Consider the following 20874-nt stretch of genomic DNA (forward strand, 5'->3'; position numbering starts at 1 on the left):
AGACGCAAGGAGTGCCACGTGATGCCCAATCCAACGGCCGCAATGCTAGTAATCGGCGATGAGATTTTGTCCGGCCGCACACGGGATGCCAATATGTTCCATCTGGCAGGTCAGTTGACGAAAGCCGGTATCGATCTGAGGGAGGTTCGGGTTGTTAGCGACGATCGTGAAGCAATTGTTGGGGCTGTCCGATCCCTTTGCACCGTTCACGACCATGTCTTTACAAGTGGCGGAATAGGCCCGACACATGACGACATAACAGCGGATTGTATTGCTGCTGCGTTCGGCAAAGCCATTGACGTGCGCGAGGACGCGCGCGAGATTCTGGAACGGCACTACCAAAAAACCGGCATAGAAATGAACGCAGCGCGCCTGCGCATGGCACGTATTCCCGATGACGCCCATCTGATCGAGAACCCGGTGTCCTCAGCGCCTGGGTTCACGCTTGAGAATGTACATGTCATGGCAGGGGTGCCGTCGGTATTTCAAGCGATGGTTGAGAGTTTGCTGCCGACACTGATAGGAGGCGCACCTTTGGTCTCAGAAACCCTGCGCATAGAGCGCGGCGAAGGTGATATCGCCGGGCCGCTCGGAACCTTGGCGGCGGAATATCCAACGCTCAGCATGGGGTCTTATCCGTTCCAGCTGAAGTCCGGGAAATACGGGTCAAACGTCGTTGTGCGTGGTTCAGATGCAGATCTGGTCCGAGTTGCAATTGAACGCCTTGCCGCGTCCTTTCCGAAATGACGCGCGATAAGGTTTTTGCAGCGATAGACGCCACCTGGCCTGCGGCTGAAAAGGCCACGGTAGGCGCTTTTACCATTCGCCGTGGTGACGGCGGCGGCAAACGCGTTTCAGCGGCAACTCTTGAGGGTCAGATGCAACTGGCGGACTTGGCGCAGGCGGCGGCGGCGATGACGGCATGGGGGCAGGACCCGCTTTTCATGGTTCGCCCGGGCGAAGAAGCGTTGGACGCGCGTTTGGCTGAAGAAGGATACCGCACCCTTGATCCGACAAATGGCTACTGTCTCGCAATTGATCGGCTAACCGGCATTCCCTTGCCGCGCGTGACCACCTTTTGTGTCTGGGAACCCTTGGCCATCATGGATGAAATTTGGCAACAAGGCGGAATTGGTGCCGAACGCCGCGCCGTGATGACCCGTGCTGGAGTGAAAACCGGTATTCTTGCCCGTTGGAATGAAAAGCCCGCCGGGGCGGCGTTTGCCGCTCTGCATGGTGATACCTGCATGGTGCATGCGGTTGAGATTCTGCCTGAGCAACGCCGTCAGGGTGTCGCGCAGTGGGTAATGCGCGCGGTGGCTTTTTGGGCGCAAAAGCAAGGCGCATCTTACATTGCGGTACTGTGCACGGAAGCCAATACCCCAGCAAACAAACTCTATTCCTCTCTGGGCTTTGGGCGGGTGGGGCAGTACCATTACCGTTACAAAGCAGCGTAAGGAACGTCTGATATGGCTGATACCGCACTCCCAACGGCTCTAAATCTGCCCATGTTGGACCCGCTGCCAGAGCCGACGCAGAAATACTTTGACGTCTGCCAGGAAAAACTGGGCATGATCCCGAATGTCCTGCGCGCCTATGCCTTCGATATCGAAAAACTGGACGCGTTCACTGGGATGTATAACAACCTTATGCTGGCTCCTTCTGGTCTGAGCAAGCTTGAACGCGAGATGATTGCGGTTTTGGTCTCTTCGATCAATAAGTGCTTTTATTGCCTTGTAGCACATGGCGCTGCGGTTCGGGCGATGTCCGGTGATCCAAAACTGGGCGAGGCGCTGGTCATGAACTACCGCGTGGCGGATCTCGACGCGCGGCAGCGGGCAATGCTTGATTTCGCGGCCTTGATCACGACTGCCAGCACGACGATAGAAGAAATTGATCGCGAGCGCTTGCGGCTGGTTGGGTTCTCGGATCACGATATCTGGGACATTGCCAATGTCGCCGGGTTTTTCAACATGACCAACCGAGTGGCCAGCGCAACGGCTATGCGTCCGAATGACGACTACCACGCGCAGGACAGATGAACCTGCTGCGCGCGGTCCTTTTGGCAATACTGGTGAGCGGCGCGGGCCATCTGTCAGCTGCTGATCTGGCGCTACCTGTCTCGGCGCGGATGACCGTGGAGCGGGCCACGGATCTGGACAGCTTCAATGCGCCGGTAGCGGCCTATGCAAGCGGAGCAGTTCCCACACAAACGCTGGAAGGTTCGGTGACCCGCACAGCCTGGCGGCTCGACAACGGTGGCCAGACACCGCTTCAACTTATGGCCCCTTTGCGCAGCCAGATAGAGGCGCTTGGATATGCGGTTGTCTTTGAGTGCGAGAGCAAATCCTGCGGTGGATTTGACTTTCGGTTTTTGATCGAAGTGTTGCCTGGCCCCAATATGTACGTCAATATTGCGTCTTTCCGGTATCTGACGGCCTTCAAGGGCCCACGTGATGACCCAACCGAAGCTATCACCGTACTGGTCAGTTCGACTGCCGCCTCGGCCTATGTACAGATCATCAACGCCACGACGAACCGGTCACTCGCGGCGATTCCCGATGTCAATGAGAATACGTCGCCTTTGATCACCGCGACGCCGGGCAACGACCGACCCGGGCCGGAGGCCAACACATTGCTGGAACAAGGGTTCGTTATCTTGCGGGACTTGGAGTTCGCATCGGGCACGTCACGGCTTGGTCCCGGCCCATTCCCCTCGCTGGCACAATTGTCTGACCTGCTTGCGGGCCGCGGTGATTTGCGAGTGGCGCTGGTCGGACACACCGACACTGTTGGCAATCTGGAAGGGAACATTGCCCTCTCGCGTGAGCGCGCGCGCGCCGTGCGCAGACGATTGATCGAGGAATACGGGATAGACGCCGCACGGTTGGATGCCGAAGGAATGGGTTACCTGGCGCCTGTGGCTTCCAATCTTACCCCCGAAGGACGGAGTCAAAATCGCCGCGTCGAAGCCATTCTACTGAATGTGGAGTAAAACCATCAAACGGCCTATGCGGGAATTAGGACTCAAGATCTTGAGCCCAATTCAAAAACGCAGCCTACCAGTCCGAAGGGCCTTTTTCGGAAAAGGAGTGTACCAGGAAATCGATAAAGGCACGAACCTTCGGCTGCGTAAAGCGGCCAGGTGGGTAGACCGCATAGATGCCTTGCGTTTCCATGGGCAGGTCAGGGATCGCATCTTCGATCAGGCCCTTTTCCATGGCGTCGGCATAAAGAAAGCTCGGTAAGTAGGCAATGCCGAGGCCGGATATCGCGGCATTCAAGAGCGACTGACCGTCATTGACACTTAACCAGCCAGCGGTGCGCACTTGGCGTTTTTCGCCAGACGGCGCTGTCAGTTTCCATACATTGCCAGATGATTGGTTGGAGTAGTGCAGAAGCTTGTGATTGTTCAGATCGTCAATTCTTGCTGGACGACCATGTTTTTCAAAGTACTCGGGGCTGGCAATCATGCGTTTTGTCGTCTCGGTGAGCTTGCGGGCCCGCAAAGAGCTGTCTTCCAGCTCGCCCACGCGCACCGCCATATCAAACCCTTCGGAAATTAACTCCACGTATCGATTGTTGAGCACCATATTGACCGTAATGTCCGGAAAATCGGACAAAAATTCGCTGAGCACGGGCGACAGATGGTTTACGCCGAAATCTGTTGCGACAGAGATGCGTAACAGTCCGGAGGGTGCGCTTTGCATCGAAGTTACCAGCGCGTCTGCCTCACCGGCATCGTTCAGTACACGGCGCGCACGATCGTAGTAGGCAAGCCCAATTTCAGTTGGGCTGACCCGGCGGGTGGTTCGGTTCAGCAGGCGCGCGCCAAGACGCGCTTCGAGTGAAGAGACATGTTTCGAGACAGCGGATTTGGAGATCCCCATCTTTTTGGCAGCGTCAGTGAAGCCGCCCTGGTCTACTACCGTGGCGAATGCTTCCATTTCTGTGAGGCGGTCCATCGCCTTCCCCTTTGCTGCTTACCAGTTCAGGACAAGTTGTGGCGCCCAAAAAGGGCATTAACGCGGCAGGGGTGAGACAGTATCGCGGTTTTTGAGAGGATCGTTCATGGCATGGAAACAGGAGTTCACAGTCCTTTGTAAACGTGGTCAGAGGGTTGCTGCAAATATCTCGGCGGCCTCTCTCAACGGTTTTGGATCCATATCTCCAATGAGCAAAAACCCATGTCCATCTTGGGTCCACCGCACGGTTTGCAACCCTTTGGATTCGCCTTCGGCCATCGTGTTAGTGGGCTGCGGATCAGACTGAATAATGCAAAGAGCTACAGGCGTGCCGTCCGGGCGTTGATAGGCGATTTGGATTAAAGGCGCGCCACGGAAACCCAAAACCTGCGCACGCTTGAACGTGAGCCCCGCGATGTCTGGTAGCGCGTTCAGATCCAGACCGACAGCATCCGAGACGTGGCGCAATTGGGCGGATGTATCAGAGCTGCTGGGGTTGGCTCGGTTCAATGTCTCTGCAGTATAGAGCATTTGATAGCTGGCGACGAAACTCGCCCAGCCTTCTTCTGTCGGCTGTGGGCGCGACAAAAGAGTTGCAAAGATGAGGACACCGATGGTTGCACCAACCGCGATACCAGATGCAAAAATACGGCCAGATCGACTGGATGGCCTCTGAGGCGGCAAGATCGGCATCGCGGGTGCCGCAGGGTAACTGGACAGCACTTCTTGCTGAAGAATGGCAATATCCAAGGTCAAGGCGGAGAGACGGTTTTTCAAGTCATGATCAACTTGCATTGCCGCTTCGATACGCGTTTGCAGAGCATCATTGGCCTCACCGTCAAGGTAAGCCGTCAACTCTTCATCCGTGATGTATGCAGCGTCCGTCATCTCGCAGACCTTTTCTCATCTGGCATTTCCTTGTTCAACGTCTTTCGTGCCGCCGCCAGACGACTCATAACCGTACCTATGGGGATCTCCATGATCTCGCCAGCTTCGCGATAACTTAGCCCTTCCACATAAACCAGAGTGACTGCATACCGCTGGGCGTCCGGAAGGCAACTAATCTGGGTAAACACTTCAGAAACGAAAATATTCGATTCCGGGCTGCGGTTTTTGTGATCTTCCAGATCATGTTCTTCAACGGGTACAAGCCCTCCTGCGGTACGCACCTTGCGCGCACGCAGTTCGTTGAGCCAAAGCCGGTGCGCTATACGCATCATCCAACGGTCAAGATGCGTGCCCGGTTCAAACCCGTCCGACTTTTCGATAGCCCTAAGGCAGGTAGCTTGAACAACCTCTTCAGCCCAGTCTCTGCGACCTGTGAGACTCACGCAAAAGCGCCAAAGTGCAGGATAAGCATCTGGCAACCCGTCTCGCACGGCCTTGTCGCTGGATTTGCTACCGAAAAAAGTGATGTGCCCGATCCCACATGTCTGCGGGGAACTTTATGCCAAGTCAGGAAAACCAACAATGACAATGAAGTGACATCGGCGTGATTGAACCTTTGTTACAGGAAGGATCCGGCATGGGGTCTGCAATGGGCTAGAGTGTTGCCGCCAGTCGGGTTCCTTGATCAATCGCGCGTTTCGCATCCAGTTCTGCCGCAACATCAGCCCCGCCGATCACATGGCATGTTGTGCCGATTTCGGCCAAAGAGTCGGCCAGTGATCGGTCAGGGAGCTGTCCGGCGCAAAGTACGATAGTATCCGCCTCGATCAGCTTCGGGTTCTCACGTGCTTCGCCGTGCGAGATCAAAATGCCGCCTGTTTCAATGCGCTCGTAGTTGACGCCCCCAATCATTTGAACATTTTTCATGGTCAATGCGGCCCGGTGAATCCAACCTGTCGTCTTGCCGAGGCGCTTGCCTGGCTTTTCGGCTTTGCGCTGTAACAGCGTAACCTGGCGGGCGGGTGCATCAGGTTGCGGGCCCTCAGGTGCAAGCCCTGCGCGGTGTTCGGAGGGATCAGCCACGCCCCATTCGCGCATCCAGTCGGGCAGGCTGGTGGTCGGGCTGATGCCTTTGTGCACCAGATATTCGGCGACATCAAAACCGATACCGCCCGCGCCAATGATGGCCACGCGCTGACCCACTGTGACCTTGCCACGCAATACATCGATGTAGTTGACAACGCTGGGCGCGTCTTGTCCGGGAATACCCGGATCACGCGGTATGACCCCGGTAGCAATGATCACATCGTCAAACCCTTGAAGGTCCGATTTGGAAACTTCCCGGCCCAGACGCTGCGTGATCTCAAGATCACTGACCATTGTGCGATACCAGTCAACAAGACCCCAGAATTCCTCTTTGCCGGGCACTTGTTTGGCCATGTTCAATTGCCCGCCGATTTCATCGGCTCGGTCAAAAAGGGTCACGCTATGACCGCGTTCCGCAGCCGTTATGGCGGCAGAAAGGCCCGCTGGACCGGCCCCGACCACAGCGATGGATTTCGGGTGACCTGCTGGATTAATTTCGAGTTCGGTCTCATAGCAAGCGCGCGGATTGACCAAACAGCTTGAGATTTTGCCGCTGAATGTGTGATCCAGGCAGGCCTGGTTGCAAGCTATGCAAGGGGCGATTTGGGCCGATTTACCCGCCATGGCTTTGGCCACGAAATCTGCGTCCGCCAACATCGGACGCGCCATCGATACCATGTCGGCACAGCCAGTCGCCAAGACTTCCTCAGCCACTTCAGGTGTGTTGATGCGATTGGAGGTAATGATCGGGATGCTGACTTTGCCCATTAGTTTTTTTGTGACCCAAGCGAATGCTGCGCGCGGCACGGAGGTCGCGATGGTTGGAATCCGAGCTTCATGCCAGCCAATGCCGGTGTTGATGATCGTTGCCCCCGCTTTTTCGACCTCTTGGGCCAGTTGGACGATCTCCTCATGCGTTGAACCATTCGGGACCAGATCGATCATCGACAGCCGGTAGATCAGGATAAACTCAGCGCCTACAGCTTCTCTCACGCGACGCACCACTTCAATCGGCAAGCGCATCCGGTTTTCATAGGTTCCGCCCCATGCGTCATCGCGTTTGTTGGTATGGGTGACAAGGAACTGATTCAGAAAATATCCCTCCGAGCCCATTATTTCCACGCCGTCATATCCGGCTTCTTGTGCGAGCCGGGCGCAAGTTGCGATATCACTGATTTGTTTTTCAATTCCGTCGGCATCCAGTGCTGTGGGCGGAAAGGGAGAGATAGGTGATTTGACAGCGGAAGGGGCGACACACTTAGGGCCATAGGCATAGCGACCCGCATGCAAGATTTGCATCGCAATTTTGCCGCCGGCGTTATGCACCCGCTTGGTGACAACGCTGTGATTGCCTACATCCTCCCGGCTGACCATCATTGCTGCGCCCGGTAGTACCGATCCTTCGAGGTTGGGGCCGATGCCACCGGTGACCATCAAACCCACATCGCCTCGGGCGCGCGCCGCGTAGAATTCGGCGACACGGTTCCAGTCTTTTGTTTCTTCCAGACCGGTATGCATAGATCCCATCAGCACGCGGTTTTTCAATGTGGTGAAGCCCAGATCCAGCGGCGCCAGAAGATGTGGGTAGTCGGTCATTTGATATCCCTCCCCGGAAATGGTTGTGTTGAGATCACATTTTCACATATCAGGTGTCACGTCGAACGCGGCGTCACTTGGGAAATCGTTTCCAGGAGGGAGTACGTGGATCTAAGATGGGCCAGGCCCGCTGATGCCGCAGAATTGGCACAAGTTTATTTTGCTGCGATCCGGGCAGGAGCCAGCCCCTATTCAGAGCCGTAACGCGCCGCTTGGGCCTCTGAGCCGCCCAAAGGCCCTGCTTGGGATGACAGGCTCGCCAGACAAAACGTGATTTTGGGCGAGACACAAGGCGCGCTTGCTGGTTTCATGACTATTGAACCGGGCGGTTACATTAATCTGGCTTTTATCCGACCCGTTTATCAGGGCACTGGTCTCTTCAGGCAGCTCTACGAAAAGATCGAAGACTGGGCTCATCTGCGCAAGGAGCCGCTTTTGTGGACCTATGCAAGCCTTATGGCGCAACCCGCCTTTCAGGCGATGGGCTTTTTGGTTATCCATCACGAAATGATCCTGCGCAGTGAGCAAGAGCTGAAGCGCGCCAAAATGGAGAAATCGTTGGCATGACACCTGAGGAAATCGCGAAGCTGCCCTACCGACCCTGTGTGGGGGTCATGCTGACGAATGCGAATAGGGAAGTGTTTGTCGGCCAACGCCGTGACAGTAAGACAGTGGCCTGGCAGATGCCACAGGGTGGCATTGACAAGGGAGAACCGGCGAGAGACGCGGCCTTGCGCGAGTTATGGGAAGAGACGGGCGTTACCTCTGATTTGGTGAGCATTGTTGCTGAAAGCAAACAGTGGCTGCCTTATGAATTGCCCTTTGATTTGGTGCCAAAGCTGTGGAAAGGCCGGTATCGCGGGCAGAAGCAACGCTGGTTCCTGATGCGTTTCAATGGCGACGATAGCGCCATCAACATCGCGACCAAACAGCCGGAATTCTCGGAATGGCGCTGGCTTGCGGCACGCGATTTGGTTGACAATATTGTGCCCTTCAAACGGGATGTTTACGCGGCAGTAATGGCCGAATTTGGCGAGATGATCTAAGGTCGCAAGGTCGGCACATTGGGTGCCGCGGTATCCGGCAAAAGACCTGTGAGCCGCGGATCATCATCAATTTCTACGGCTTGGCGTACCGGTTTGAAACCGCTGCGTTGATAAAAACTCAACGCCTGAGGGCTGTCGAGTGTGCAGGTATGTACATGAAAGCACTTTATTGGTTTCTGCCAGGCACGCTCGATTGCTTCGTTCATCAGGGACCGCCCCGCGCCGGTGCCGATCAGCTGTGAGGTCAGGCCAAAATAGGCCAGTTCGCAGGCGCCCGCCTGCCGAAAGTCCAGTTCTAAGATCGCTTCGTCTCGCCCTTCAAGCGAGAGCGTAAAAATCTCCACTTTGGGGTCCGAGATAACAGACGCGAGATCTGCGTCGATTAGCGTCAACCTGCCATACCACAACCAATCCAGCGACCCAACACGTCGAAAAATGTCGCGGTACCAATCGAGGTCAGGTCTGACACGCCTGAAAGTGACGCCGTCGGGCCAAGGTCTGGATTTGACCGCAAGCTTTGAGGTCATTTCCATGTGCGTCACGATCATCGCGACTTTTCCCGGTGGGATGTCGTGAAGACCATTTTCCATCATGGTCAGACAAGTCCTTCCTTGTGAAAGACTGCCTTCATGTCGATCTGAGGTCGTGGGCCGACGTGGCTGATCACTTCTGCGGCGCAGAGATTGCCCATCCGCGCGCAAACTCCCTTGTCGCGGCCTGTTGCGAGCCCATAGAGGAACCCAGCAGCAAATTGGTCTCCTGCGCCCGTGGCATCCACCGGGATGACCTCTTGCACCGGCACGTCCACACGTTTGCCGTCTGACAAAACGGTCACGCCATCACCTGAGCGCGTGCAAACGACCAGAGGGCAAATCTCTGCCGTCTTGGCCAGAGCCGTTTCGAGGTCAGTTTCGAACAGTGATTTAATCTCGTGCTCATTGCCGATCACATAGTCCAGATCATGTTCGATCAGAGACAGGAAATCAGCACGGTGACGCTCCACGCAGAACGGATCTGAAATGGCGATTCCTGCAATCCCGTTGCCAGCTTTTGTTGCGCGTGCGGCTTCGCGGAAAGCGGTTTTGCCGGCGTCGTGGTCAAACAAATAACCCTCAAGAAACATAATCCTTGCGTTGCCTGATACACTCAAAGGCACGTCAGCTGAGGTGAGCCCCGTGGAAATCCCAAGGTAGGTGTTGAGCGAACGCTCGCCATCCGGTGTCACAAAGATCATGCAGCGCGAGGTTGGTGTGTCGCCGTCTGCTACTGGCGGGTTCACAAAGTCGATCCCGTTGTCTGTCATGGCGCTGGCGTAAAATTTGCCCAAGGCGTCGTTGCGCACGCGGCCAATGAATGCGGTTTGAAGGCCCAGTGATCCTACGCCCGCCACCGTGTTTGCCACCGCGCCGCCCGGGGTCTGCAAGCGGTCGTTCATAGACCCAAAAAGCTTTTCGGACCGATCCTGATCAACCAGCTGCATGATGCCTTTTTCAATGCCCATTAAGTCCAGAAAAGAGTCGTCAGAGTGTGTAATGACATCGACCACGGCGTTACCGATGCCAACAACTTCGTAGGTTTTCATAGTGTTTTATCCTCAAAAGGGCAGAGATCTCGGATGATGCAGGTTGGGCACATTGGTTTGCGCGCCTTGCAGTGATAGCGTCCGTGCAAAATCATCCAATGATGGGCATGAAGCTGAAAATCTGCGGGAATGTTATCTTCGATGGCGCGTTCCACGGCTTCGACGGTTTTGCCGGGCGCAATGCCAGTGCGGTTTCCTAGCCGGAAGATATGTGTATCAACAGCCTGCGCAGGAAACTGCCACCACATGTTCAATACGACATTGGCAGTTTTGCGCCCGACGCCGGGCAGGCCTTGCAGGGCGGCCCGGCTGTTTGGCACCTCGCCGCCGTAGTCGCGCACCAAAATTTCGCTCAGTTTAACGACGTTCTTGGCCTTCTGGCGGAAAAGACCAATCGTCTTGATGTGTTCGGTCACCCCATCAAGGCCTAAATCGAGCATTTTTTGCGGCGTGTCGGCAATTTCAAAGAGCTTGCGAGTTGCTTTGTTAACGCCTGCATCCGTGGCTTGTGCACTGAGGGCGACAGCAACGACAAGGGTGTAAACATTCACATGTTCAAGTTCGCCTTTCGGTTCCGGGTCCGCATCCTGAAACCGCGTGAAAATCTCACGGATTGAGTGATATCCTAGCTGTCTTGCCATCGTTCCCGTATGCGAGGAATTCTAGCTCGGGGCAAGACCATCCAGTGGCATTGATTAAAATCCATGCAAAATCGAAGCTTTTTTCTAAGCGTGATCTTTAGCAATTTATGGCATTGCTAACCGAAATTTAAATGAACTGGACATCGAAATGGCAACAAGTGTGTTTTTCGGCTATTCCTCGAGCGCACTTGTCTACGATGCCGTTACGGATTCCTTTACGCTGGATCCGGACTATGATTTCACCAACGGTCGCGTGCGATTTGAGATCACCGACGGCGATGATTTTTTAGATGGCGATGAATACAACGATGAGGTCGGCGAAGATGCTGACCAGACCGGAACTGTTACAACACCAGATGGCACGCCCGTCGCATCCGGGAAAATCTATGGCGAGCAATTCGCCATTTTGCAGGCACCGGACGGTTCGCAAGTTACAATTGATCGGATTGAAATTGCTGGCGTGAAAGTAGGTTATGTACCTTCCGAACCGCTGCAGCCGGGCGTGACCTATTCGTATGTCGGCGGCAATGATATTGACAATGCACTCATGTCGCAGGGCGGCATCGATACTCGACAATCCTATGCCGACTATGAGGCGTTGAGCGTGCCTTGTTTCGGTCCGGGCACCATGATCATGACTCAAGACGGCGAAATCCCAGTTGAATGGCTTGAGACCTCTGACATGGTTTTGACTCGTGACAATGGTTACCAATCTATCGCCTGGATCGCCCGTACGCGGCTGCCGCCCAGTTACTTTCTGCGCAATCCGAACGACAAGCCTCTGTGTTTTCCAGCCGGATCCTTGGGAGAAGGCCGTCCAACGCATGACCTGCATGTCACAGGAGACCACCGTATCCTGCTTTCCTCTGCAAAAGCGGAGTTGATGTTTGGCTCTCATGAAGTTCTTGTACCTGCAAAAGCGTGGTTGGATTCAGGTTATGCACATCAGATCACGCCTACGCAGAATTACACCATTACTCACATCATGTGTTCGCGCCACCAGGTCATTGTGGCCGAAGGTGCCTGGGCAGAAACCATGTTTCCAGGAGAACAAGCGCTGTCGCGGCTGTCCAAAATGGATCTTGAGCGACTGCAGATTGCGCTGGGTCTGGAGTTGCATCTACAGAAAACAGCGCGCCCTTGCATCGGTAGAAAAGATGCGCGGCTGCTCATATCGCAGAACCAAGGCGAGAAAACGATGGAACATATCGAACCGGAACCACGCAGCGCCTGAAAACGCAGGTTTCGGGTCGTGCTGGGTGCCAAGTTTGTTCTAAGAGAGAGGTATGACACAGCATTCAGCCCTCCCCGACGCCTCAGAGACGACATACCACTATAAAGTCGTGCGCCGCGCCATTGATCTGATTGATCAGGCCGAAAACCCGCTATCACTCGACGAAATCGCAGCCGAAATCGGAATGAGTACGGCGCATTTTCAGCGCGTCTTTTCGCGTTGGGTGGGCGTTTCCCCAAAAAGATATCAACAATACCTGACCCTGGATCATGCGAAGTCCCTTCTGCGCGACAAATTCACAACTTTGGGCACATCTCACGCCTTGGGATTGTCCGGCAGCGGGCGATTGCACGATCTCTTTCTACGTTGGGAGGCGATGAGCCCAGGCGACTTTGCCAGAAGTGGCGCCGGGCTTACAATTTACTGGGGTTGGTTCGAAAGCCCTTTTGGACCCGTAATTGTTATGGGAACCCAAAAGGGTATTTGCGGAATGGGGTTTGCGGGCGAGATGGGGGAGGTGGCGGCATTTGAAGATCTCACCTCACGCTGGCCAAAAGCACAGTTTGTAGAAGACACTGTGATGTTGCGTCCATGGGTGATGCAAGCATTGGGCAAAAGGAACGGAAAACAGGATGCGACACCCCTCCATCTGATCGGCGCACCGTTTCAAATCAAGGTTTGGGAAGCTTTGCTCAGCATTCCGTCAGGACAAGTCACAACTTACTCTGAAATTGCAAGTGCCATCGGCTCACCACGCGCCGCCCGCGCCGTGGGGACTGCCGTGGGGCGTAACCCGATCAGTTGGTTGATCCCTTGCCATCGGGCTTTGCGTAAATCTGGTGGATTGGGCGGGTATCACTGGGGTTTGCCAATGAAACGCGCCATGCTTGCATATGAGGCTGTGCACGCGGAAAATTGATTGTCTGTGACGGGAACGAGATCTGGCCGATGCTTTTCCCCCTTGGTTCGGATTGGAACACATACCATATGTAAAGCGTTCACAAAAAGGCGCCCCGCCCGAACGGGGCCGTAACAATCGAAAGCAGTACAATATGAAATTCGCAAAATCCTCCTTGATCGTGGCATTATCGGGCACGGTGGTTCTGGCCGCTTGTACCGATCCAAACCAAATTGGTGCAAACTCCACCAATCCAAAGGCACAGCAGGGCGCCCTGATAGGCGCAGGAGCTGGCGCACTTTTGGGTGCGATCTCAAAAGGGGATGGCAATCGGGGTGACGGTGCCATTGTTGGTGCGGTCATCGGCAGCGCTCTTGGAGCCGGCATTGGTTATTCTCTGGACAAGCAAGAAGCGGACCTACGCGCCCAGTTAGGCAATGACAATGTTACGATCACCAATACTGGTGACCGGCTGATCGTAAGCCTGCCGCAAGATATTCTTTTTGCAACCGACAGCTTTGCCGTTCGTCCTGATCTGCAAAACGATCTTTACTCCGTGGCGGGCAACCTGCAGCAATACCCGGAGTCCACCATTCAGATCATTGGTCATACCGACAGCGATGGTGAGGCCGGGTACAACCAACAACTTTCGGAACGCCGCGCTAGCGCAGTTGGAACGGTGCTTTTGAACGCCGGTGTTTCGGGTGCGCGAATTCAAACCGTTGGCCGGGGTGAAAGCCAACCTGTTGCCAGCAATCTGAACGCTGCGGGCAAGGCGCAAAACCGGCGCGTCGAAATCGTCATTGTGCCGAACGTGGCCTAGTTTGCGGGTGTAAGTATAGCAAAGAGCTTCATTTTTGCTGAAGCTCTTGCCTTTTGGATGATCGGCATCAGGATAAACATACCGATTTTCTGTCTGAAAGGCCTAACATGGCAAAATACTCGCTCCTTGGATTATCCGGATCTCTTCGGAAAGATTCTGCCAATACAAAACTACTGATTGAAGCGGCGCGCTTGTTTGACGCGCACGACTTTCGTCTCGCGAACCTGAACTTGCCGCTCTATGACGGTGATCTGGAAAGCCGAGAAGGTATTCCTGAGGCAGTACAATCTCTCGCGGACAGTATTTCGAGCGCGGATGCGGTTCTGATATCGACGCCTGAATACAACAAGGCCCCGTCGGGTGTCCTAAAGAACGCATTGGATTGGATCAGCCGAACCAAATCCAAGCCTTGGAGCGACAAACCCCTTGCGGTGATGTCTGCGTCGGCTGGTCGATCAGGCGGCGAAAGGTCTCAAATGGTATTACGCGGGTTCATGGTCACATTTCGCCCGGCGATTCTGCAAGGTCCTGAAATTCACCTGGCGGATTGCAACAACCAGTTTGATGAAAACGGCAGATTGATCGGTGAAATCTACATTCGCGAACTCACGGCACTAATGCAGCGTTTGCATTTGGAAATCGAACGCTAGCCCCGAGGAACAGATATTTCGATCAAATTGTTGTCGGGATCTCTTACGTAGACCGATACCATTGGTCCTATCGCGCCTGATTTATGAACCGGGCCGTCTTCTATATCAATTTGGTGCGTAGTCAAATGCGCCACCCAAGCTTCAATCGGTGCCTCCGTCAAAAAGCACAGGTCTGCCGAACCAGGCATGGCATGCGCCGCTTTGGGTTCGAATTCGCGGCCGTGTTGGTGAATATTGATTTTGTTTTGCCCAAACAAAAGTGCCCATCGGCGGGTTCCATCCGCAGCTTTGAATTGCTCGCCGCGCATGCCAAGGACTTGCGTGTAAAATCGGACGGTTTGGGGAATGTTCTTTACAGTGAGAACCAAGTGGTCCAGTGCGCGAACGCGACACTGAATTTCAGAGTGCGTTATTGGCATATCTTCCCTCGATCATTTTGGTTTTCGGCCGTAGCGTATTTCAGTACAGCTATAAGTTGCACGCTGCGAAGAAGTATTACAGTTAAAATGATGCGTTCACTTCAAATCCCTGCGGAATTTCGTTGCGGTCTTCCAGCAGTAGGTCTGCCATCACTTCTGAAATTTTTGGCGCCATTCCAAACCCGATCTTGAAACCGCCATTGGCAATGTAGTGACCTGTGCGGCCCGGCCATTCACCCAACATGGGTGCTCTGCTCCGAGCACGCGGGCGCACACCTGCCCATTTCCGAAGGACCGGTGCATTTTGCAGCATGGGCACCGCCTGACGTGCTTTGGCAATGATCTCATCAATCTGTGCGTCAACTGAATGCGGGTCGTCGTACTCCAGCTCTGAGGTTGAACCAATGGCAACCGTGCCATCCAGATGCGGAATGATATGGACCGCATTGGCGAAAATTTGCGCGGCACCCGGTGCGGAATAATCCAAAAGAGCTGCTTGTCCTTTTACGCCAGTGCCAACACTGCGATCCCGACCTTCGTTCAGTTGGGCCAAACCATCTACTCCTGTTGCCCATAGTACGCGACCCTGATTGGTGCCTTGAGCCTTGATATTTATCCCTTTTGCAGCAAGCGCCGCGACCAAGGCGGCGCATGCACTTGCAGGATGAAGATGGGCACTTAACGTATCGCGGATGAACCATCCTGTGGGTGATAACGGCCCCCAAACGCAACCGGAACAGGTTTCGACTTTCCAAGTCGCGTGGTGTTTCCAAAGCGCGCGCGCGGTTACAGCCCGTCTTTTTGCAATATCCAACGCGGCCTCATCGTAAATCGGCTGCACTCTGCCGGACCTAGTATACCCAGATGCAACTCCGCCTGTTGTTTCTACTTCTGACCAAAACTCAGAAGCCATGATCAAACTATCCAACTGGAATGCCTTTTTTAGGTTCCAATTCTCCGGGACGTGCGGCGCCAAAGCGCCGACAACTCCCCCGCTGCTACCTGATCCTGCTCCGTTTGGATCGATGAGCTTTATTCTAGCGCCTCGTTTTGCGCAGGCCCATGCGATTGACAGACCAAAAATTCCCGCGCCTCGGATCGTAACGTCGACCATTGCCAAAACTCTCAACCTCCGTGATCATCGGTTTGGACTTCAGTTTGTATCCCAGGCCAACTTATGCAAAGCGCTTCAAAAGATGTGACATGGAATGCAAATGGGGTCCCCATTTGCAGCCGCTTCGATGACCCGTATTTCAGTCTTGAAAACGGATTGGAAGAAACGCGTTACGTATTTTTGCATGGAAACAGGCTGCCTGAACGATTTTGCGATGGCTTTCATATTTGCGAGCTTGGTTTCGGGACAGGTCTGAACTTCCTGGCGACTGTTTTGGCATGGCGCGCGTCTGGTGTTTCGGGCGTATTGCACTTCACAAGCTTCGAAGCGTTTCCTTTGTCTGCGCAACAAATAAGCAAAGCACTTGCGGCATTTCCTGAGCTAAACGAATTAGCGACATGTTTTACAGGTAATTGGCGCCCAAAGGGTGGCCATTTTCAAGTCTGTCAGGACGTAAATCTTTGCGTTGTGGTTGGTGACGCACTTTCAAATATCGTCAATTGGCCAGGAAAAGCCGACGCTTGGTATTTGGATGGTTTTTCTCCTGCAAAAAATCCTGACCTTTGGTCTGATGAATTACTAGCCCAGGTTGCTGAACACACTGTTGTTGAAGGTACCTTTGCAACATATACCGCCGCCGGAGCCGTAAGGCGGAGTTTGAAAAAAGCTGGGTTTGACGTAACCCGCACCAAAGGCTTTGGACACAAAAGACACATGACCACTGGTTTTCTGATAGACTGACAAAGCCTTTTTGAGTCTATCTTTGAGCGTCATTTTCGGCCATCCACAATGCCCGTTTCCATTGCACTGATCGTTGACAGTAGATTTCTCACACGCGTTAAAGAAATGGACGAAACCGCTATTCTGGTGTTGGACATGGTTCCAATACAGATTTGAAAGGCGTTATTGGGTTTCTTTTTGGGCTGGCGGTTCGATTTTTCGCATCGCGCTTGATAGGAAACTTCGACGGGCCTCAGTCGATGCATCGCGTCATTTGATCTTTGGGGCGTAGGCAAGAAGCGTTGCACCGGTCAACTCTGAAATGAAGGGTTGGGGCATCGGGTCTTTACCCAAGCGTGCTCGATAAACCGGCAGGCTTTCAGCCACGCGCATAACGTAATTTCGTGTTTCGCGGAATGGAATGTGTTCAATCCAGTCGATCATGTCCGCCTGGTTTGTCCGCGGATCACCATATGCAAGCATCCAGCGGTCGGGGCGGCTTGGTCCCGCATTATATCCAGCGGACATCATGACAACGTTCCCGCGAAAGCGCGCTGCAAGTCCTGATAGGTATTGGGCCCCCAGTTCCGCGTTGTAAACCGGGTCTGAAATCAGACGGTTGGTGCTGTGTTCGCTGGCTCGGCCCATGGAGCTTGCAACTTCACGTCCCGTGGCCGGCATAATTTGCATGAGCCCACGAGCGCCAACACCGCTTTGCACTCTCGGGTCAAATTCGCTTTCGCGACGGGCGATCGCAAGTACCATCTCCGGGGCCATTGGCAAATCTTGCTCAGCGATGGGGTGCAAAGGGTAGTAACCGCTTGGAACAACAATGGCGCGCTGCGCCGTGCGTTTGCCGATCATGACAGCCAGATGTGGCTCTTCAAGATCCAATGCTGCTTGCGCAAGTAAACTTGCCTCTTCCTGATTCAGACTTTCAGCGAGATGGGTCCAAAACCTCTCCGCCAAGTCGAGTTCGCCCGAGGCGCGCAGTAAGAGACCTGCAACAAAAACGTCAGACTTTGCCAAGGGTGCATCACGCCAATTGCCTGGGACTTCATCTACAAGCAACGCCTCATCGAATGGCAAATTGGCACGATCTGCAGCAAGCAGGCCATAAAACGAAGTTTGGTGCTGTGCTGCACGCGTATAGGCCTGATCGGCTGCAGCCACTTCGCCCATTGCTTCCAAAGCGCGTCCTTGCCAATAGCCAGCGCGCCCTTTGGAAATGGGGGACCGAACTGCAGCATCGTGATTTTTGAAATGCTGCAGCGCTGTTTCTGGTTCATTCAACTTCCTTAAAGCGATAAAGCCAGCAAGCCACTCCAAGTCTGCATAGTTCGAGCCGCTTGCTAGGAAATGCCGCGCCGCCAATTCATACGCGCGTTCTGCATTTCCGTCGCGCATCTCATCTCGAGCCATCGATCGGCGACGGTTGCTCCAGGCTTCCGGGTTGCCGAGTGCATCGGCGCTTGTGGAGCTGGCGAGCAAAAGGGATTTTGCATCGTCCCATCTCCCCTTGCGCGCGCGCCAGACAAAACGTTCGTATTGCAACCCGGGATTTTTGGCATGGCTATCAGGTACGCGCGCAATCAATGTGTCCACACCCTTGGCGCGCGCGCGCAGCGCAATGCGCGCTTTGGCCACAGCTACATCCGCAGCAGGCACAAGGCTGTACATCCGGCGCGCGTTTTCAAATGCGCCGACCCAAAGCATTGCGTCTAGCCGCGCGGTATGATGTTTTTTTAGAAGCGTTTTATGCGAAGCGAGGAAAGACGCCTGAGCTGTTGCTCCCATAGGCATTGTGCGCCACGCGTCTATCACAATTTTTGTCGCGGCGTCTGGCGAGCCTGTGCGTGCCAATGCCTCAGCATGTCTCAAAACGCCTTCCGGTGTCTGAGCGCTGTGCTCGGTAAAAAATGCCATGACTTCAGAGTCTTTTCGGCTGATAACAGCGGGTTCGGACCTTTTGCGCAGATAGGGCTCCCCGGGCCAATCGGGACGCCGCTCAAGAAAGGAAACAACATCATTGAATGTACCTTGCCCGGACCTCAGGCGCGACCATTCGACGATGTCCGCTGCAATCTCCCCATCACGCGCGGCAGCTTTTGAGGCCGCTTGCCAATTCCCGTTTCGCACAGCATCCATTGCCCAGGCCAGCGGTCTCGGGCGTTCCGCCGAGGCGGGTACGGCGACTAGAAAAATTACAGTCAGTGTCGTCAGCCAACGTCTGATCACTTGCATTTCCCGGTGTTTGGAGGCTAGAGCCTCTGATACATACAGTTTCATCATCTGGTATCAAATCACGATCATGCTGATATGTCGTTAATCTCAGGCCTTTTGCCGGCCAAAACAGAAAAAGGAGCGTGCAAATGTTTAAAGGCTCAATGCCTGCCCTCGTCACGCCGTTCAGGAACGGCGAACTGGATCTTGAGACACTCAAGAAACTTGTAGAGTGGCATATCGGCGAAGGCAGTAGCGGCTTGGTGCCGGTTGGGACAACTGGTGAAAGCCCGACCCTCACGCACCGTGAACACGAAATTGTGGTTGAAGAAGTTGTTAAGGCAGCCGCCGGCCGGATTCCGGTAATTGCGGGTGCAGGGTCAAATAATACCATCGAGGCGATGCGTCTTGCGCGACATGCAGACAAAGTCGGTGCCGATGCGGTGCTGGTGGTGACACCATACTACAATAAACCCACACAATCCGGTTTGATTGCGCATTTTACAGCTCTGCATGATTGCTGCGAGCTTCCAATCATTATTTATAACATACCGGGCCGTTCCGTCGTCGACATGACACCGGAAACCATGGGCCAACTGGCGAAACTTCCGCGAATCGTTGGCGTCAAGGATGCCACAGGCGATTTAGCGCGTGTGAGCGATCAGCGCATTACATGCGGGCCGGAATTCATACAATTGTCGGGCGAAGACGCGACAGCACATGGTTTCAACGCCCAGGGTGGTACGGGATGTATTTCAGTGACGGCCAATGTTGCGCCCAAACTCCTGAGCAATATGCAAGCGGCCTGTATGTCTGGAGACTATGCCGGAGCGCTTCAAATTCAGGACCGTTTGATGCCCTTGCACAAAGCGATTTTCACAGAGCCCGGCCTTGTCGGCGTGAAGTATGCTATGTCGCGTCTAGACCTGTGTTCGGATGAAGTTCGGTTGCCTCTCACGGGTCTGTCTGATGCAACGCGCGGCCTTGTTGATGATGGCTTGCGTCATGCCGGTCTGATGAACTGACATTTCGAGCGGGGCAGGTCCCCGCTCGTTTGGTTGCTAAATTCCATTTGTGCTGTTGTACCCACCTGTACACAAGCCGGTACTTCGAAACTGTCTCTCGTCTGGCCTGCAAGGACCAATGCTAAATCCATTGCGAGGGGAGCGCAGGCTGCCGCGCGACGCCGAGCGGCAGCGACCTTTTAGCGTTTACCGTAGTAGAGACCAACGACATGCTCTGCTTCCGCGAAGAAAAGCCAACGCGCCACGAGGACGCCTGCGATATGGCTGACGACAGCCAGCAAGACAAAAAAGTGCGAAAACGGCAGGAGCAGGAGAAGAAAAGGCAAACCCACCATCAACACCAAGGATACGATGCGCAGTTTCTGGCTGTGTTTGCGACCGACTTCATGTACGAATTCTCGCAGCAGGTAGTTGGTCCCGGTATGGGGTGGTTCAAAAGCACGGACGCTGCCAATACTGCCAAGACCGGTTGCGGTGGCCATATCCGTCCCGGAGCTTTCAAGGGCTTTGTCCCCTTCCACCCAAGTCAAGATCTGAACGACTCCCGCAATGGTCAAAAGCACCAGCGCCACGGAAACCTGGCCCGCCAGCAAGGCACCACCGGCGAGCGACAAGGACAAAAACTTGATGGGTGTAATACCCATGTTCCAACGCGGGATGGTTTTGAGCTGCGTGTAGATCACCGAGGTTGTGAACACTGTGGCCAGCGACAAAATGCTGCCAAGCACGCCCAAAATCCCCCAACGCGTTCCGAAAAAGACCAAACCAGCGCCGTAAAGGGCCATAACGCTCAAAGCGCCAACGGCACACCACGCTTCGCGGCTGAGCCAGCTTGAGCGCCATTGTGTAAATGCTTTGACTGCCCGTTCCGGGCGACCAAGGTGAAACGTGGAGGCCAAAAGACCTCCAACCGCCATCACATAGGCAATGGCGAAAAAGGCAAAGGCAGTCCATCCGGTAACGT

At 54.5% G+C, this 20874-nt stretch carries 23 protein-coding genes; 12 read left to right on the top strand and 11 right to left on the bottom strand.

Features of this window, described 5'->3' with window-relative positions; genetic code table 11:
• Window positions 1–21 precede the first annotated feature (21 nt).
• Genes AB8B75_RS14690 through AB8B75_RS14705 form a run of 4 tightly spaced genes read left to right on the top strand, consistent with a single transcriptional unit; the run spans window position 22 to window position 2995 of the window.
• Window positions 22–747: a competence/damage-inducible protein A gene (locus tag AB8B75_RS14690; RefSeq protein ID WP_405363347.1), complete on the top strand. Its 726-nt coding sequence runs from the start codon at window positions 22–24 to the stop codon at window positions 745–747.
• A complete protein-coding gene (locus AB8B75_RS14695) occupies window positions 744–1457 on the top strand; it encodes a GNAT family N-acetyltransferase (protein ID WP_405363349.1) in 714 nt (237 codons plus the stop codon). The genes AB8B75_RS14690 and AB8B75_RS14695 overlap by 4 nt, the downstream gene beginning before the upstream one ends.
• 12 nt (window positions 1458–1469) lie before the next feature.
• Window positions 1470–2042 (top strand): peroxidase-related enzyme, encoded by a 573-nt coding sequence (locus tag AB8B75_RS14700; RefSeq protein WP_405363351.1) that lies wholly within the window; start codon window positions 1470–1472, stop codon window positions 2040–2042.
• Complete coding sequence (locus AB8B75_RS14705; protein ID WP_405363353.1) at window positions 2039–2995, top strand: OmpA family protein; 957 nt, start codon at window positions 2039–2041, stop codon at window positions 2993–2995. The genes AB8B75_RS14700 and AB8B75_RS14705 overlap by 4 nt, the downstream gene beginning before the upstream one ends.
• 64 nt (window positions 2996–3059) lie before the next feature.
• Here AB8B75_RS14705 and AB8B75_RS14710 read toward each other — a convergent pair whose 3' ends face one another.
• From AB8B75_RS14710 to AB8B75_RS14725, 4 genes are all read right to left on the bottom strand, one after another.
• Window positions 3060–3965 (bottom strand): LysR family transcriptional regulator, encoded by a 906-nt coding sequence (locus AB8B75_RS14710; RefSeq protein WP_405363354.1) that lies wholly within the window; start codon window positions 3963–3965, stop codon window positions 3060–3062.
• Window positions 3966–4112: 147 nt separating this feature from the next.
• Window positions 4113–4853: an anti-sigma factor family protein gene (locus AB8B75_RS14715; protein WP_405363356.1), complete on the bottom strand. Its 741-nt coding sequence runs from the start codon at window positions 4851–4853 to the stop codon at window positions 4113–4115.
• The gene (locus tag AB8B75_RS14720; RefSeq protein WP_405363357.1) at window positions 4850–5344 is read right to left on the bottom strand and encodes an RNA polymerase sigma factor; all 495 of its coding nucleotides are present in this window, start codon (window positions 5342–5344) and stop codon (window positions 4850–4852) included. Before AB8B75_RS14720 ends, AB8B75_RS14715 begins: the two co-directional genes overlap by 4 nt.
• A 163-nt stretch (window positions 5345–5507) precedes the next feature.
• A complete protein-coding gene (locus AB8B75_RS14725; RefSeq protein WP_405363359.1) occupies window positions 5508–7535 on the bottom strand; it encodes an FAD-dependent oxidoreductase in 2028 nt (675 codons plus the stop codon).
• A 270-nt stretch (window positions 7536–7805) separates the two neighbouring features.
• Here AB8B75_RS14725 and AB8B75_RS14730 point away from each other — a divergent pair, with 270 nt between their 5' ends.
• On the top strand, window positions 7806–8102 hold the full coding sequence (locus AB8B75_RS14730; RefSeq protein ID WP_405363361.1) for a GNAT family N-acetyltransferase: 297 nt from the start codon (window positions 7806–7808) through the stop codon (window positions 8100–8102).
• Window positions 8099–8581: an RNA pyrophosphohydrolase gene (locus tag AB8B75_RS14735; RefSeq protein ID WP_405363363.1), complete on the top strand. Its 483-nt coding sequence runs from the start codon at window positions 8099–8101 to the stop codon at window positions 8579–8581. The genes AB8B75_RS14730 and AB8B75_RS14735 overlap by 4 nt, the downstream gene beginning before the upstream one ends.
• Here the strand turns inward: AB8B75_RS14735 and AB8B75_RS14740 are convergent.
• The 3 genes from AB8B75_RS14740 to nth are packed head-to-tail and all read right to left on the bottom strand — an operon-like array spanning window position 8578 to window position 10804.
• Complete coding sequence (locus AB8B75_RS14740; RefSeq protein ID WP_405363365.1) at window positions 8578–9174, bottom strand: GNAT family N-acetyltransferase; 597 nt, start codon at window positions 9172–9174, stop codon at window positions 8578–8580. The genes AB8B75_RS14735 and AB8B75_RS14740 overlap by 4 nt on opposite strands.
• Before the next feature lie 2 nt (window positions 9175–9176).
• Window positions 9177–10163 (bottom strand): adenosine kinase, encoded by a 987-nt coding sequence (locus tag AB8B75_RS14745; RefSeq protein WP_405363366.1) that lies wholly within the window; start codon window positions 10161–10163, stop codon window positions 9177–9179.
• Window positions 10160–10804, bottom strand: coding sequence for an endonuclease III (nth, locus tag AB8B75_RS14750; RefSeq protein ID WP_405363367.1), 645 nt, complete (start codon window positions 10802–10804; stop codon window positions 10160–10162). The genes AB8B75_RS14745 and nth overlap by 4 nt, the downstream gene beginning before the upstream one ends.
• A 148-nt stretch (window positions 10805–10952) precedes the next feature.
• Between nth and AB8B75_RS14755 the strand changes: the two genes are divergently transcribed.
• The 4 genes from AB8B75_RS14755 (at window position 10953) to AB8B75_RS14770 (ending at window position 14409) form a co-directional block, all read left to right on the top strand.
• Window positions 10953–12038 (top strand): Hint domain-containing protein, encoded by a 1086-nt coding sequence (locus tag AB8B75_RS14755; protein ID WP_405363369.1) that lies wholly within the window; start codon window positions 10953–10955, stop codon window positions 12036–12038.
• Window positions 12039–12090: 52 nt separating this feature from the next.
• Window positions 12091–12957 (top strand): bifunctional helix-turn-helix domain-containing protein/methylated-DNA--[protein]-cysteine S-methyltransferase, encoded by an 867-nt coding sequence (locus tag AB8B75_RS14760; protein ID WP_405363371.1) that lies wholly within the window; start codon window positions 12091–12093, stop codon window positions 12955–12957.
• A 133-nt stretch (window positions 12958–13090) separates the two neighbouring features.
• The gene (locus AB8B75_RS14765) at window positions 13091–13759 is read left to right on the top strand and encodes an OmpA family protein (protein WP_405363372.1); all 669 of its coding nucleotides are present in this window, start codon (window positions 13091–13093) and stop codon (window positions 13757–13759) included.
• Between the two features lie 107 nt (window positions 13760–13866).
• Window positions 13867–14409 (top strand): NADPH-dependent FMN reductase, encoded by a 543-nt coding sequence (locus AB8B75_RS14770; RefSeq protein ID WP_405363373.1) that lies wholly within the window; start codon window positions 13867–13869, stop codon window positions 14407–14409.
• Here the strand turns inward: AB8B75_RS14770 and AB8B75_RS14775 are convergent.
• Together AB8B75_RS14775 and AB8B75_RS14780 are read right to left on the bottom strand one after the other, a co-directional pair.
• On the bottom strand, window positions 14406–14828 hold the full coding sequence (locus tag AB8B75_RS14775; protein WP_405363374.1) for a VOC family protein: 423 nt from the start codon (window positions 14826–14828) through the stop codon (window positions 14406–14408). The two genes, AB8B75_RS14770 and AB8B75_RS14775, sit on opposite strands and share 4 nt — an antisense overlap.
• Window positions 14829–14910: 82 nt before the next feature.
• Complete coding sequence (locus tag AB8B75_RS14780) at window positions 14911–15942, bottom strand: NAD(P)/FAD-dependent oxidoreductase (RefSeq protein ID WP_405363376.1); 1032 nt, start codon at window positions 15940–15942, stop codon at window positions 14911–14913.
• Between the two features lie 63 nt (window positions 15943–16005).
• On the opposite strand from AB8B75_RS14780, the gene mnmD reads away from it, so the two are divergent.
• A complete protein-coding gene (gene mnmD / locus AB8B75_RS14785; protein ID WP_405363377.1) occupies window positions 16006–16683 on the top strand; it encodes a tRNA (5-methylaminomethyl-2-thiouridine)(34)-methyltransferase MnmD in 678 nt (225 codons plus the stop codon).
• Between the two features lie 249 nt (window positions 16684–16932).
• Here mnmD and AB8B75_RS14790 read toward each other — a convergent pair whose 3' ends face one another.
• Window positions 16933–18906 carry a lytic transglycosylase domain-containing protein gene (locus AB8B75_RS14790; protein WP_405363383.1) on the bottom strand — a complete coding sequence of 658 codons (1974 nt, stop codon included), beginning with the start codon at window positions 18904–18906 and terminating at the stop codon, window positions 16933–16935.
• Window positions 18907–19034: 128 nt separating this feature from the next.
• Here AB8B75_RS14790 and dapA point away from each other — a divergent pair, with 128 nt between their 5' ends.
• Window positions 19035–19910: a 4-hydroxy-tetrahydrodipicolinate synthase gene (gene dapA, locus AB8B75_RS14795; protein WP_405363378.1), complete on the top strand. Its 876-nt coding sequence runs from the start codon at window positions 19035–19037 to the stop codon at window positions 19908–19910.
• 179 nt (window positions 19911–20089) lie between these two features.
• Here the strand turns inward: dapA and AB8B75_RS14800 are convergent.
• Window positions 20090–20874: dimethyl sulfoxide reductase anchor subunit family protein (locus AB8B75_RS14800; RefSeq protein ID WP_405363380.1), on the bottom strand; the 785-nt coding region annotated here is incomplete at its 5' end.

The organism is Roseobacter sp. (assembly GCF_045106495.1).
GTDB lineage: Bacteria > Pseudomonadota > Alphaproteobacteria > Rhodobacterales > Rhodobacteraceae > Roseobacter.

Excerpts from the sequence above, each read along its gene's own strand:
- AB8B75_RS14775 (WP_405363374.1), bottom strand. The coding sequence starts at position 14,828 with ATGCCAATAACGCACTCTGAAATTCAGTGTCGCGTTCGCGCACTGGAC.
- AB8B75_RS14770 (WP_405363373.1), top strand. The coding sequence starts at position 13,867 with ATGGCAAAATACTCGCTCCTTGGATTATCCGGATCTCTTCGGAAAGAT.
- nth (WP_405363367.1), bottom strand. The coding sequence starts at position 10,804 with ATGGCAAGACAGCTAGGATATCACTCAATCCGTGAGATTTTCACGCGG.
- AB8B75_RS14740 (WP_405363365.1), bottom strand. The coding sequence starts at position 9,174 with ATGATGGAAAATGGTCTTCACGACATCCCACCGGGAAAAGTCGCGATG.
- AB8B75_RS14735 (WP_405363363.1), top strand. The coding sequence starts at position 8,099 with ATGACACCTGAGGAAATCGCGAAGCTGCCCTACCGACCCTGTGTGGGG.
- AB8B75_RS14755 (WP_405363369.1), top strand. The coding sequence starts at position 10,953 with ATGGCAACAAGTGTGTTTTTCGGCTATTCCTCGAGCGCACTTGTCTAC.
- AB8B75_RS14690 (WP_405363347.1), top strand. The coding sequence starts at position 22 with ATGCCCAATCCAACGGCCGCAATGCTAGTAATCGGCGATGAGATTTTG.
- AB8B75_RS14765 (WP_405363372.1), top strand. The coding sequence starts at position 13,091 with ATGAAATTCGCAAAATCCTCCTTGATCGTGGCATTATCGGGCACGGTG.
- AB8B75_RS14695 (WP_405363349.1), top strand. The coding sequence starts at position 744 with ATGACGCGCGATAAGGTTTTTGCAGCGATAGACGCCACCTGGCCTGCG.
- AB8B75_RS14725 (WP_405363359.1), bottom strand. The coding sequence starts at position 7,535 with ATGACCGACTACCCACATCTTCTGGCGCCGCTGGATCTGGGCTTCACC.
- AB8B75_RS14700 (WP_405363351.1), top strand. The coding sequence starts at position 1,470 with ATGGCTGATACCGCACTCCCAACGGCTCTAAATCTGCCCATGTTGGAC.
- AB8B75_RS14710 (WP_405363354.1), bottom strand. The coding sequence starts at position 3,965 with ATGGACCGCCTCACAGAAATGGAAGCATTCGCCACGGTAGTAGACCAG.
- mnmD (WP_405363377.1), top strand. The coding sequence starts at position 16,006 with ATGCAAAGCGCTTCAAAAGATGTGACATGGAATGCAAATGGGGTCCCC.
- dapA (WP_405363378.1), top strand. The coding sequence starts at position 19,035 with ATGTTTAAAGGCTCAATGCCTGCCCTCGTCACGCCGTTCAGGAACGGC.
- AB8B75_RS14790 (WP_405363383.1), bottom strand. The coding sequence starts at position 18,906 with ATGCAAGTGATCAGACGTTGGCTGACGACACTGACTGTAATTTTTCTA.
- AB8B75_RS14780 (WP_405363376.1), bottom strand. The coding sequence starts at position 15,942 with ATGGTCGACGTTACGATCCGAGGCGCGGGAATTTTTGGTCTGTCAATC.
- AB8B75_RS14715 (WP_405363356.1), bottom strand. The coding sequence starts at position 4,853 with ATGACGGACGCTGCATACATCACGGATGAAGAGTTGACGGCTTACCTT.
- AB8B75_RS14745 (WP_405363366.1), bottom strand. The coding sequence starts at position 10,163 with ATGAAAACCTACGAAGTTGTTGGCATCGGTAACGCCGTGGTCGATGTC.
- AB8B75_RS14705 (WP_405363353.1), top strand. The coding sequence starts at position 2,039 with ATGAACCTGCTGCGCGCGGTCCTTTTGGCAATACTGGTGAGCGGCGCG.
- AB8B75_RS14760 (WP_405363371.1), top strand. The coding sequence starts at position 12,091 with ATGACACAGCATTCAGCCCTCCCCGACGCCTCAGAGACGACATACCAC.